The 11,753-nt window shown below is 56.9% G+C and carries 12 protein-coding genes and 1 pseudogene; 5 read left to right on the forward strand and 8 right to left on the reverse strand.

What is annotated here, in order from left to right; all coding sequences use genetic code 11:
• Window positions 1-123 precede the first annotated feature (123 nt).
• Together RZA33_RS16540 and sfsA are read left to right on the forward strand one after the other, a co-directional pair.
• Window positions 124-1,276, forward strand: a pseudogene (locus RZA33_RS16540) (aminotransferase class I/II-fold pyridoxal phosphate-dependent enzyme).
• Window positions 1,276-2,016: a DNA/RNA nuclease SfsA gene (sfsA, locus tag RZA33_RS16545; RefSeq protein ID WP_317508801.1), complete on the forward strand. Its 741-nt coding sequence runs from the start codon at window positions 1,276-1,278 to the stop codon at window positions 2,014-2,016. The pseudogene RZA33_RS16540 and the gene sfsA overlap by 1 nt, the downstream one beginning before the upstream one ends.
• 7 nt (window positions 2,017-2,023) lie before the next feature.
• Here the strand turns inward: sfsA and RZA33_RS16550 are convergent, their stop codons facing one another.
• The 6 genes from RZA33_RS16550 to RZA33_RS16575 form a co-directional block, all read right to left on the reverse strand.
• Window positions 2,024-2,473 (reverse strand): DUF4426 domain-containing protein, encoded by a 450-nt coding sequence (locus RZA33_RS16550; RefSeq protein ID WP_317508802.1) that lies wholly within the window; start codon window positions 2,471-2,473, stop codon window positions 2,024-2,026.
• 39 nt (window positions 2,474-2,512) lie between these two features.
• Window positions 2,513-3,106, reverse strand: a complete 594-nt coding sequence (metW, locus tag RZA33_RS16555; RefSeq protein WP_317508813.1) for a methionine biosynthesis protein MetW — start codon at window positions 3,104-3,106, stop codon at window positions 2,513-2,515.
• Complete coding sequence (metX, locus tag RZA33_RS16560; RefSeq protein WP_317508803.1) at window positions 3,106-4,317, reverse strand: homoserine O-succinyltransferase MetX; 1,212 nt, start codon at window positions 4,315-4,317, stop codon at window positions 3,106-3,108. Before metX ends, metW begins: the two co-directional genes overlap by 1 nt.
• A gap of 84 nt (window positions 4,318-4,401) precedes the next feature.
• On the reverse strand, window positions 4,402-4,983 hold the full coding sequence (locus tag RZA33_RS16565) for a YggT family protein (RefSeq protein ID WP_317508804.1): 582 nt from the start codon (window positions 4,981-4,983) through the stop codon (window positions 4,402-4,404).
• 73 nt (window positions 4,984-5,056) lie between these two features.
• Window positions 5,057-5,881: a pyrroline-5-carboxylate reductase gene (gene proC / locus RZA33_RS16570; protein ID WP_317508805.1), complete on the reverse strand. Its 825-nt coding sequence runs from the start codon at window positions 5,879-5,881 to the stop codon at window positions 5,057-5,059.
• A gap of 57 nt (window positions 5,882-5,938) precedes the next feature.
• A complete protein-coding gene (locus RZA33_RS16575; RefSeq protein WP_317508806.1) occupies window positions 5,939-6,655 on the reverse strand; it encodes a YggS family pyridoxal phosphate-dependent enzyme in 717 nt (238 codons plus the stop codon).
• Window positions 6,656-6,687: 32 nt separating this feature from the next.
• On the opposite strand from RZA33_RS16575, the gene RZA33_RS16580 reads away from it, so the two are divergent.
• Window positions 6,688-7,731 carry a type IV pilus twitching motility protein PilT gene (locus tag RZA33_RS16580; RefSeq protein ID WP_317508807.1) on the forward strand — a complete coding sequence of 348 codons (1,044 nt, stop codon included), beginning with the start codon at window positions 6,688-6,690 and terminating at the stop codon, window positions 7,729-7,731.
• Entirely contained in the window at window positions 7,724-8,905 is a 1,182-nt protein-coding gene (locus tag RZA33_RS16585; RefSeq protein WP_317508808.1) for a PilT/PilU family type 4a pilus ATPase, read from the forward strand. Before RZA33_RS16580 ends, RZA33_RS16585 begins: the two co-directional genes overlap by 8 nt.
• A gap of 25 nt (window positions 8,906-8,930) precedes the next feature.
• On the opposite strand, the gene RZA33_RS16590 is transcribed toward RZA33_RS16585, so the two are convergent.
• A complete protein-coding gene (locus RZA33_RS16590; RefSeq protein ID WP_317508809.1) occupies window positions 8,931-10,070 on the reverse strand; it encodes an anhydro-N-acetylmuramic acid kinase in 1,140 nt (379 codons plus the stop codon).
• A 143-nt stretch (window positions 10,071-10,213) separates the two neighbouring features.
• On the opposite strand from RZA33_RS16590, the gene tyrS reads away from it, so the two are divergent.
• The gene (gene tyrS / locus RZA33_RS16595) at window positions 10,214-11,413 is read left to right on the forward strand and encodes a tyrosine--tRNA ligase (RefSeq protein WP_317508810.1); all 1,200 of its coding nucleotides are present in this window, start codon (window positions 10,214-10,216) and stop codon (window positions 11,411-11,413) included.
• Window positions 11,414-11,544: 131 nt separating this feature from the next.
• Here the strand turns inward: tyrS and RZA33_RS16600 are convergent.
• On the reverse strand, window positions 11,545-11,753 hold a 209-nt coding region (locus tag RZA33_RS16600; protein ID WP_317508811.1), incomplete at its 5' end, for a hypothetical protein.

The following is an 11,753-nucleotide window of genomic DNA, read 5'->3' on the forward strand; positions in this document are numbered from 1 at the left end:
GAGTTGCAAGCATAATGGTGCGCTTTCGACGATTGTTTGGCCTTAAATATGACTAGCGCCATGTTTTAGTTAGTTTTTCAATATTTACCCAGTTTCAAGAATGAATTAGATGAGGGAGCCATTATGGCCTGGAATTCGCGTGTCGATCACGTTGCCCCTTTTCGGGTCATGCATTTGCTGGAGATGGCCCAAGCGCGTGAAGCCGCCGGTCACGATGTGATCCATCTGGAAGTGGGTGAGCCGGACTTTGCTACCCCAGCACCGATTGTCGCTGCCGGGCAGCAGGCGCTGGCCAGTGGCCATACTCGTTATACGCCCGCAGCGGGACTCCCCGCGCTGCGCGAGGCAATCGCCGGGCATTACGCAGAGCATTTTAACGCTACGGTGGACCCAGCGCGCATTTTGGTAACCCCAGGGGCGTCGGGGGCACTGCTGCTGGCCAGCCAACTATTAGTTGAATCCGGCTCGCGGGTGCTGATGGCTGACCCCAACTACCCCTGCAATCGCCACTTTATGGCTCTGGCGGGCGCTGAGATAGATGCGATCTCTGTGGGGCGCGAGAGCGGCTGGCAGTTGGATGCTGCCCTGGTCGCCCGGCATTGGCATGAGGCTTGCGATGTTGGCGTCGCCCTCTAACCCCACCGGGCACACCTTGAGCGCGCAACAGCTCTCTGCCGTGCTGGCAGCGGTCGCTGAGCACGAAGGCGAGGTCATCGTCGATGAGATTTATCAGGGCCTCAATTACGACGATGCGCCGCTGTCGGCGACTTCGCTCTCCGCCAACGCCTTTGTGGTCAACAGCTTCTCAAAATACTTTGGCATGACCGGCTGGCGCTTGGGCTGGCTGGTGGCGCCAGAGCATGCCGTGGAGCCATTAACGCGGCTGGCGCAGAACATGTTTCTGGCCGCGGCGACGCCGTCGCAGCATGCCGCCCTGGCGGCGTTTACACCTGAGTGCCGGGGTATTCTTGAAAAGCGCCGTGAAACCCTGAAAGAGCGCCGCCAGGTGCTGCTTGAGGGCCTTGCAGGCTTGGGGCTGGCGCCGGATCTCCCGCCCCAAGGGGCGTTTTATCTGTGGCTGGATATCTCCCGCTACAGCCGTGATAGCCAGGCCTTCTGCGAACGCTTATTGCAGGAGGAGAACGTGGCGATTACCCCCGGCATTGATTTTGCCGTGCGTGGCGGCGAACACCACGTGCGCATTGCTTTCACCAATGATGTGGCCCGGCTGGAAGAGGCAGTGGCACGGATTACACGCTTTGTGGGCAGGCTGTGATGCTAGTCTATCCGGCGCTGGTGCCGGGCACGCTGATCAAGCGCTACAAGCGCTTTCTCGCCGATGTGCGTTTGGATGATGGCCGCGAAGTCGTCGCCCACTGCCCCAATACCGGTTCAATGAAGGCAGTGAACGTGCCCGGGTGCCGAGTGTGGCTGTCACCTAGCGATAACCCCAAGCGCAAGCTGGCTTGGACGTGGGAGTTTATCGAGCTGCCCCAGGCGGATGGACAGGTGGCGCTCGCCTCGGTGCATACCGGCCGCGCTAACCGCATCGTGGAAGCGGCGCTGGAGGCGGGAGCGTTGGCACCGTTGGCAGGCTACGCCACCCTGCGCCGAGAGGTGAAAGTGGCCGATGCCCGCCTCGATTTTAGGCTCGACGACCCCGAACGGGGGCGGGCGTATATCGAGGTGAAGCAGGTCACCCTCAAAGAGCAGGACGGCCACGGCTACTTCCCGGACTCAGTAAGCGTGCGCGGTACCAAGCACCTGCATTCGCTGCGAGTGCTGGCAGAGCAGGGCGAACGGGCGGTGCTGCTGTTTTGTGTCGCCCACGAAGGCATTGCTGACGTAGCTGCCGCTGCGCATATTGACGCGATTTACGCGGCTGCCCTCGCCGACGCATCGGCTAGCGGGGTGGAAGTGCTGGCCTATGGTATGACAGTAGAGCGAGAGCAGGAACGCCCCATTGGCGTACGGTTAACCCGCAATTTGCCTGTGCGGCACACGAGCTTTATATAAATAGCGCTTAGCGATCAATATAAAAACGCTGAATAAAGCTCACCGGTTCGGGGGCGGCGTTGCGGTCGTAGCGCACCCTTAACTCAAAGCGCATGCTTTCGTCGTCGCGTAGGGTAAAAGGGGCTAGGTGGTAAGTGGCATCGCCGTCATGCACGGTGCGAAAGCTGAGCGACTCCTGGGCGCCCGTCAAGCCGCTAACGTGGCCTTGCACGCTGGCGTTAACTGAACGAGTGCTGCCGTCCTCCTGGCGCTCGCGCACGCTTACATTGATCAGGCCGCGGTTGGCGCTGCGCTGAATGTTGTTGGCTTGGGCCACTTCCGGCGTTAAAAAACTGCTGTTCACCGCACTGTAGTGAATCTCGTAATCGCCAACCCGGTCGAACTGTTCCGCGTTGGTAGCAGCAGAGGCTAAGAGCGTGCCAATAAGGGCGGCGCTGATCATTAATCTGCGTAACATGGCGTGACTCCTTGGGTTACGTTTAAACGCAACGAAAAACTAGCGGCGGCGAACGCGGAAAATGGCAATTTCACCGAATAAGTTGGGCCATAGCCGCGATTTCCAGTGACCTTGATGATCGCCCACACCCACCGCACGATCAACAATGACCAAGCCTTTTTCGCGGCACAGGTGCTCAAAGTCGTTGAACGTGGAGAGGTGGATGTTGGGCGTGTCGTACCAGGCGTGGGGCAGCGACTTGGAGACTGGCATATAGCCGCGCAGACCCAAATGTACGCGATGGCGCCAATAGGCGAAATTGGGGAAAGTAATGATGCCCTCTTCGGCAACACGCAGCATTTCATCGAGCATCTTGTCCGGACGGCGCAGCGCCTGCAGGGCCTGGGTCATGATCACCTGATCGTAGCTGTTGTCGCAAAAGCTGCTTAAGCCGTCATCCAGATTGTGCTCAATAACGCTAACGCCACGTTCCACGCAGGCATTAATGCCGTCATGGTCGATCTCTAAGCCATAACCGGTCACCGCCTTATTGCGCGCCAGCGTCTCAAGCAGTTCGCCGTCGCCGCAGGCAAGGTCGAGCACGTGCGCGCCTTCGGGCACCCAGTCGTAAATTAATTCAAGGTCGGCGCGCATCATGGCGTCTCCTCTATGCCCAATTTAACAAGGCCCGGTTCAACAAGATCAAGCTCGCGGGCAGCGCGATTCATAAAGGCGCTGACGATGGCATCGTAGCGTGGGTTCGAGAGTAGGAAAGCATCGTGCCCATGGGGTGACTCAATGTTGGCATAGCTGACTGCCTTGCCAGCGCGGGTTAGCGCATCGACCAGCTCGCGGGAGCGCGAGGGCGGAAATCGCCAGTCGGTGGTAAAGCTGACAATCAAAAACGGGCACTGAGCTGGCGCCAAGGCTTTGGCAAAATCGCCCCCCTGAGTGGCCGCCGGATCAAAGTAGTCCAGCGCCTTGGTCATCAGCAGGTAGGTGTTGGCATCAAAAGCGGTGGAGAACGTATCGCCCTGGTAGCGCAGGTAGGACTCTACCTGAAACTCAACATCGAAGCCGAAGTTGAGATCATTGCTGCGCAGGTCACGGCCAAACTTGCTGCCCATGGCGTCTTCTGACAGGTAGGTGATATGCCCCACCATGCGCGCGAGCTTAAGCCCCCGCTTGGGCACGGTGTCGTGCTCGGCGTACCAGCCATCAAAGAACTCAGGGTCGGAGCGAATCGCCTGGCGGGCCACTTCGTTAAAGGCGATGTTTTGTGCCGATAGCCGAGGGGTGGCGGCAATGACCACCGCATTAGCCACCCGCTCCGGATAGGTCATTGTCCACTGCATTACCTGCATGCCGCCGAGACTGCCGCCTACTGCCACAGCCCAGCGTTCAATCCCCAGGTGGTCGGCAAGCCGCGCCTGGCTGGCAACCCAATCGCTGACGGTCACCATGGGGAAATCGGGGCCCCACTGGCGGCCGGTGTCAGGGTTGTGGTTAATCGGGCCGGTACTGCCGTGACAGCCGCCCAGATTGTTTAGCGACACCACAAAAAAACGGTTGGTGTCGATCGCTTTGCCGGGACCGATATGGGCATCCCACCAGCCGGGTTTGCGGTCTTCCTCGCTGTGATAGCCAGCGGCATGATGGTGGCCCGAGAGCGCATGGCAAATCAGTACCGCATTGCTGCGCTCAGCGTTTAAAGTACCGTAAGTTTCGTAAATCAATTCGTAGGCAGGCAGCACTTTACCGCAGGCAAGGGAAAGCGGTGTGTCGAAGCGTGCCACGTGCGGCGTCACCAGTCCGACGGAGTCCGTCGGCCGGTCTGCAAACGCAAGCGTATCTGTATCAGGCATTGAAGTTGCTAATCCGGCTGAAAGAGTCCTGCTGAATGAATCTGGCTAAATCGATCCACTGGAACAAGTGATTGGCAATGCGCATTAAAGACCGACCAGCGCGCCGGGCATGCCCGCAGCACGAATCATGGCGCCCACTACCAGGCCGTCAATGATGTTAATAGCAATAAACAGAACGATTGGCGACAGGTCGATCATGCCCAGCGGTGGAATGACTTTTCTAACCGGGGCCATAATCGGCTCTACCAGTTGCATCACCAGTAGCGCGCCCGGGTGGCTGGCATTGGGCGCGACCCAGCTCAAAATGATCATCACAATCAGGGCGAAGAAGTAGATCTTTAAAATCGCATTCGCCAAGGCAGCCACACCTGCGATGAGTAACCCCGGAACGGGCGGCATGCCGTAACCAAAGATCATGAAGATAGCAATAATACTGGCAACTTTGAGTACAAAGCCTGCCGCCAGGGTGGCAAGATCAAAACGGCCGGCAACGGGGCCTAAAAAGCTTTGGAACAGCCCTACCACCGGCTGGGTGATTTTGACCACCGACTGGCTTAACGGGTTGTAGTAATCTGCTCGCGATGCCTGCAGCAAAAAACGCAGCATCAGTAAAAATAGATAAATATTGATCAGCGTATTGATCAGCATTAACCCTGCATTGCCCATTAGTGTGTCTCCTTGATGATCCGTTGCTGGAAGGCTGCGTTAGCCGAACGATGGTGCTAGCCGAATAGCTGTATTAACGGCCGCTCAGTTCCTTGGCCATGGCCTGGGCGCGATCGGCACAGGCCTGCATGGCGTCGGCAATGGTGGTGCGCAATTGTGCCTCTTCCATATGCTGAATGGCACGTTCGGTGGTGCCCCCCGGTGACATGACATTCTGTTTCAGCGTGGCCGGGTCTTTATCGCTCTGCTGTGCCATGGTGGCGGCACCCAGCGCGGTTTGAATAGCCAGACGGCGCGCGGTGGCGGCAGGCAGGCCGAGTTTAACTGCGGCTTCTTCCATGGCTTCGAACATCAGAAAGAAGTAGGCTGGGGCACTGCCCGAAACGGCAGTAACAGCATCTAATAAAGTTTCTTCTTCCACCCACTCGACAATGCCGACCGCTTCCATTAATTGGGTCGCCACGTCGCGCTGAGCGTCGCTGACCTTGGCATTGGCGTAGAGGCCGCTGGCGCCATAACCGACCAGCGAGGGCGTATTGGGCATGCAGCGAACCATGGCGTTTTGGCCGCCTAGCCACTGGTCAATCGTGTCGGCATCCAGGCCAGCGGCAATCGAGATAACCAACGGCTTCTGTCGCTGAACGCTGTCGCGCAACGCTTCGCATACGTTGCGCATGATCTGCGGCTTCACCGCGAGTACCACCACATCGGCCTCAGCCACCGCCGCGTTATTGTCGGTGTCGGTATTGATGCCTAAACGCTGCTTAATCGATGCCAGTTCGCTGTCATTCGGCGCGGTGGCGGTAATAGTCGCCGGTTCGATGCCGCTATCAATTAGGCCGCCGATAATCGCGCTGGCCATGTTGCCGGCCCCAATGAAGGTAATCTGATTCGCCATGGTAGCTGTCCTTTTGTGAAAGTATGCTCAGTGAAAATGTAGGTGGCTGCTATTCACCTAAGCCGACTGGCGGGCGCCAAAAATCGCGGTGCCTAAGCGTACCAGCGTGGCGCCTTCCAGCACGGCGGCTTCTAAATCGTCGCTCATGCCCATCGAAAGCGTATCCAGGGGCGCGTCTGGCAAGCTTTTTTGTAAGGCGATGAAAGCCTCGCGTAGTGCTGCCAATGGCTGGCGCTGAGCGTCGAGACTTTTTGCCGGAGCGGGGATCGCCATTAAGCCGCGCAGGTACAAATTAGGCAACATGGCAACTTCCCGGGCCAACTCTTCCAGCTCCTCGGGCAGCACGCCGGCTTTGCTCTCTTCGCGGCTGATATTAACCTGCAGGCAGATGTTGAGCGGCGCAAGGTGCGTTGGCCGCTGTTCGCTAAGACGCTTGGCAATTTTTAGTCGGTCGACGCTGTGCATCCAGTCAAAGTGCTCGGCCACAGCGCGTGTCTTGTTGGACTGCAGTGGCCCAATGAAATGCCATACAATGTCGTCAAGATCAGCCAGTTCAGCTTGCTTTTCGAGCGCTTCTTGCAAATAGTTTTCACCAAATTGACGCTGACCAAGCTGCCAGGCTTGACGAATCATCGCCGCGGGCTTGGTTTTGCTGACTGCCAGTAACTCGGCCGCGTCCTGAGCGCGCCCCGCGTCTGCTAATGCGTTATGCAGGCGTTCACGCGCCTGAGCGTATGCATAGCCGAGTGACTCGTTAAGTGCGATGTCTGTCATACTCAAGCACCTTACCGCAGCTGGAAAGAGAGATGGATATTACCGAACTGCTAGCATTCTCGGCAAAGCAGAATGCCTCTGACTTGCACCTTTCGGCCGGTTTGCCGCCTATGATACGTGTTGATGGCGACATTCGTCGGCTCAATGTGCCCGCCATCGATAATAACGATGTGCGTAAATTGATCTATGACATCATGAATGATCGCCAGCGGCGCGACTACGAAGAGCATCTGGAAATCGATTTTTCTTTTGAAGTGCCGGGCGTGGCGCGCTTTCGCGTTAATGCCTTTACGCAAGCGCGCGGCGCGGGGGCAGTGTTTCGCACTATTCCCAACCAAGTGCTTTCCATGCAAACCCTGGGGCTGGGAGAGGTATTTGAACGCCTGGCGATGCTACCGCGCGGTTTGGTGTTGGTGACGGGGCCAACCGGGTCGGGTAAAAGCACGACCTTGGCGGCGATGCTGGATTACATCAACGACCATCGTTACGAGCATATTCTTACCATTGAAGATCCCGTTGAGTTTGTCCACGCTAGCAAACGCTGTTTGATTAACCAGCGCGAAGTACACCGCGACACGCATAGCTTCGCCGATGCCTTGCGCAGTGCGCTGCGCGAAGACCCGGATGTCATTTTATTAGGCGAGCTGCGTGACCTGGAAACCATCCGCTTAGCGCTGACCGCAGCAGAGACGGGTCACCTGGTGCTGGGAACGCTGCATACCACCTCTGCCGCCAAGACCATCGACCGGATCATTGATGTCTTTCCCGGCGAAGAGAAAGCCATGGTGCGCTCCATGCTGTCGGAATCGCTCCAGGCAGTGGTGTCACAATCACTGCTTAAACGTCAGGGCGGCGGACGCGTAGCGGCCCATGAAATCCTCATTGCCACTTCTGCAGTGCGCAACTTGATTCGTGAAGACAAAGTGGCGCAGATGTACTCAGCTATTCAAACCGGCGGCAGCCTGGGCATGCAAACCTTGGATGCCACGCTGTCTCGGTTAGTGAAAGACGGTACGGTAAGCTTAGAAGAGGCGCAGCTGAGTGCGAAGGGAACGCTGGCGATAAAAGATGACTAAAGACAGCTCAATTCAAGCGCCATCTGTCGAGCTCTCGCCCACTCAGTGGCTGCATGAGTTGCTCGACATTATGGTCGAGCAGAACGCTTCCGATTTGCTTATCTCAGTAGGCGCACCGCCAAGCCTAAAAATGCCCGATGGGCTGGTGCCACTGGGTCAGCAGCGTTTAACCGCTCATCAGGTCAGCGAACTGGTCACCCACACACTACCGGAAGGCTTGCGCGAGCGGTTTGCCAGCGAGCATGAAGCGAACTTCGCGCTGAGTCGCGAGGGCAAAGGGCGCTTTCGGGTCAGTGCGTTTCAGCAGCGCAATCAAATGGCCATGGTGGTGCGCAGTATCGCGATCGAGATTCCTCGCCTGGAGGCGCTGGGTGTGCCGGAGCAGTTGGCTGAGTTAGCTCAGGCCAAGCGCGGGCTGGTGTTAGTGGTCGGCGGTACGGGAACCGGGAAGTCGACGACCCTGGCGGCGATGATTCAGCAGCGCAACGAAACCGTCGGCGGCCATATCATCAGTATCGAAGACCCTATTGAGTACCTGCACCCCCATAAGCGCGCCATAGTGAATCAGCGCGAAGTGGGGATTGATACCGAGTCGTTTGAGGTGGCGCTTAAAAACACGCTGCGTCAGGCGCCGGATGTCATTCTGATTGGTGAAATCCGCACCCGGGAGACCATGGAGCACGCGCTGACGTTTGCTGAAACCGGCCATCTCTGCCTGGCAACGCTGCATGCCAATAACGCCAACCAGGCGCTGGAGCGCATCATTCATTTCTTTCCCCATGAACGCCATGAGCAGATATGGATGGATCTTTCGTTGAATCTGCGTGCGGTCGTCGCCCAGCAACTGTTGCCCACGCTGGCAGGCGGGCGCCGTGCTGCCATTGAGATCATGCTGCAGTCGCCGCGCATTGCCGGCTTGATCCGTAAAGGGGAGGTCGCCGAGCTTAAAGCAGCGATGGCCAAATCCCGCGATGCCGGGATGCAAACCTTTGATCAGGCGCTGCATGACCTGCATCAGGCGGGGCATATCAGTAGGGAGGTGGCCATGGCCCACGCCGACTCGGCTAACGACCTGCGTATGCTGCTTAATTATAGCGATGCCAAGGGTCGTAACCTGTCGCTAGATGAACAGGTGCCGAGTCATTTAAGTCTGCGCGATGGCGATGATTATTAAGCGTTAGCCCTTTGCTAATATTTAACTACGCAGCATAAATGCCGCCCAGCACGCGCGACCCCTGTGCGCCAGTGACCGAGGGCAAGTTGCCAGGCAGATGATTCAACCGCTGATGAGCCAGCCAGGCAAAGGCGCCCGCTTCAATCCAATCTTCAGGCCAGCCGTACGCCGCTGGTGAAGTGAGCGTGACGCTAGGCAGATGGTAGGCAAGGCGCTGCATTAAATAGCCGTTATGGGCGCCGCCGCCAGCAGTGATCAGCGTCAGCGGGCCATCATTGATCTGCAGTTGTTTAATGCCATTAGCGATACTCACGGCGGTAAGCTCCGCAAGCGTTGCCTGTACATTAACAGCGGCTTCCTGACCGCTAAGATGGTGTTGTAACCAGTCGAGGTGAAATAGCTCACGCCCTGTACTTCTTGGCGGCGGTTGCTGAAAAAACGGTTCTGATAACAATCGAGCTAACAGCGCTTCATCTACCTTTCCGCTCGCGGCCCAATCACCGTCCTGATCAAAGCGGCCGCCCTGGTGCAAGGCAAACCAGCCATCCAATAAGACATTCGCGGGCCCGGTATCAAAACCGATGACTGGATCGGTCGGCTGGCTAGAAAGCCAGGTGAGATTGGCAAAGCCACCTAAATTAAGCACCAGCTGATGCGCGTCTGCTCGACCAAATAGCGCCTGATGAAAGGCCGGTGCCAGCGGTGCAGCCTGTCCGCCAGCGGCTAGGTCGCGGCGACGGAAATCGGCTACTACCGTGCAGCCGGTGAGTTCTGCCAGCAGACTGGGATTATCCATCTGAAGCGTATAAGCCGGGCCGCCGTCGTAGCCTGCAGGAGCGTGCTCGATGGTTTGGCCGTGACTGCCGATAGCACTGATCTGTTCTACGCCCACTGCAAGGGGGGCTAATAGGCGTTGCACGGCTTGTGCCTGACATTGGCAGAACGCGTGCTCCGCTGCTGCGAGCTGCGCAAAACTGACTTGCTCTGCATGACACAGGTTAAACAGTAGGCGATGAAGCTCGTCCGGCATTGGCTCGGCATGGGTTGCCAGCAGGCGCGGCGGCGAATCATTTTCAATGGCGATGAGCGCGGCATCGATACCGTCCAGGCTAGTGCCCGACATCAGGCCAATATAATAAAGCGGCGAAGCGGCAAGTGTTTTCATAAGCTAGCTCGTGCAAAGCGGGGGCTAAGATCAAACCAGGGCTCAACCAAGGCTCAACCAAGTCGAACGGGCATGGTAACATCGTCGGTTATTTATCACCTGAGCGTCCGGCAAGGGCGGTTCTTACATAGTGGAGAGAGGCAATGAGTGAGGTGGATCAGGCTTTAGCGCTGCTGGCGCGGGGTACGCATGAAATCCTGGTTGAGGATGACTTAAAAAAGAAACTAGCCTCCGGCCGCAAACTGCGTATTAAAGCGGGCTTTGATCCCACGGCCCCTGATTTGCACCTCGGGCATAGCGTGTTGCTGACCAAAATGCGCCAGTTTCAGGATTTGGGGCACACGGTCATCTTTCTCATTGGCGACTTTACCGGACGTATCGGTGACCCAACCGGCAAAAACGTGACGCGTAAACCGCTCACCGAAGAGGACGTGAAAGCCAACGCCGAAACCTATAAAGAGCAGGTGTTTAAAATCCTCGACCCTGAAAAGACCGAGGTACGTTTTAACGCGGAATGGTTTGGCGAGCTTTCCGCTGCCAAAATGATTGAGCTGGCAGCCCAGAGTACAGTCGCACGTATGCTGGAACGCGATGACTTTGAAAAGCGTTACAAGGCCAATCAATCAATAGCGATTCACGAATTCCTTTACCCGCTGGTGCAAGGCTACGACTCGGTAGCCCTTGAAGCGGATGTGGAGCTGGGCGGTACTGACCAGAAGTTCAACCTGCTGATGGGCCGCGAGATTCAAAAGCACTTCGGCCAGGAGCCCCAAGTGGTTATCACCATGCCGCTGCTCGAAGGGTTGGACGGCGTGCAGAAGATGTCGAAGTCATTGAATAATTACATTGGTGTCGATGAAGCGCCTGGCTCCATGTTCAATAAACTGGTTTCCATGCCAGACAGCTTAATGTGGCGCTATTTTGAGCTGCTCTCGTTGAAATCTAACGAAGAAATCGCCGCGTTGAAGCAGAGCGTAGAACAGGGAGCGAACCCGCGGGATATAAAGATGGAGCTGGCGCGAGAGCTGATCGCTCGCTACCACGGGGACGAAGCAGCCGCCAATGCGCACAAGTCAGCGGGTAATCAGCTGGCCGATGGCGAACTGCCGGAAGACCTGCCCGAAGTTACGGTCGATTTTGAAGGCAGTGAGCAAGCGCCCATTGCGGCAGTGCTCAATCGAGCGGAGCTTGCAAATAACAGTGCCCAAGCCAAAGACATGCTGGGTAATGGGCGGGTTAAGGTCGACGGCGACATTGTTACCAAAGAGACTATGCTGGCGACAGGTAAGAGCTATGTTATTCAGGCGGGTAAGAAACGTTACGCCCGTGTGACGCTTATTTGAACTTTCCGTATTATTTTTCACAACACCTCTTGCCAACCCGGTAGCGAAACCGTAAAGTACGCATCCGCTGCCGGGGACGCCAAGCGTTACCAGCGGTGAATGAAGTGTAAAAGCTTCGGTTTGTCAACGAGTTAGCGGTTTTGGATGTGGTCAGGTTTACATCGAAAACAACGCCCTTGACAAGCGCCAGGAAATGCGTAGAATACGCCTTCCTCGCTGCGGTAAGCCAGTTCAACGGCTAGCCAGTTAAGCACAGCGAAACCGCTCTTTAACAATTTGATCAGGTAATTCATGTGGGCGCTTGCTGATGTTGGTGACAAATCACCCAATATCAAGGCAA

Source organism: Halovibrio sp. HP20-59, from assembly GCF_033052795.2.
Lineage (GTDB): Bacteria > Pseudomonadota > Gammaproteobacteria > Pseudomonadales > Halomonadaceae > Vreelandella.